Annotated in this window: 1 protein-coding gene; it reads right to left on the reverse strand. The window is 29.1% G+C overall.

What is annotated here, in order from left to right:
* Positions 1–546: glutamine synthetase (locus N3D74_06735; protein ID MCX8095859.1), on the reverse strand; the 546-nt coding region annotated here is incomplete at both ends.

A 546-nucleotide genomic window follows, 5' to 3' on the forward strand; every position in this document is an offset into this window, starting at 1 on the left:
GCATTAGATTTTTCTTAATTCCATCTAATCCAGCCTTTATTATTACAGCTAATGCTAAATAAGGATTACAAGAAGGGTCTGGATTTCTAAGTTCTATTCTTGTATTTTTTTCTATTTTAGAAGGAACTCTAATAAGTGGACTTCTATTTCTACATGACCATGATATATACATAGGAGCTTCATATCCTGATATTAATCTTTTATAACTATTTATATTAGGATTTGTTGTTGCACAAATTGCCTTTGCATGTTGTATAAGTCCTGCTATAAAGTTATACGCTTCTTTAGATAAATTAAGCTTATCATTTTCATCATAAAACAAATTTTTTCCATCTTTATAAACATATATATTTAAGTGCATTCCTGAACCTGCTGCCTTATATAATGGTTTTGGCATAAATGTTGCATGAAGACCATGATTTCTTGCTATTTTTCTTACTACCTGTTTAAATGTTATTATTTTATCTGCTGTATTTAGTGCATAATCCTTTTTTAAATCTATTTCATGTTGCCCTGGTGCAATTTCATGATGAGATGCCTCAACAT

The organism is Caldisericia bacterium (assembly GCA_026414995.1).
Classification (GTDB): domain Bacteria; phylum Caldisericota; class Caldisericia; order B22-G15; family B22-G15; genus JAAYUH01.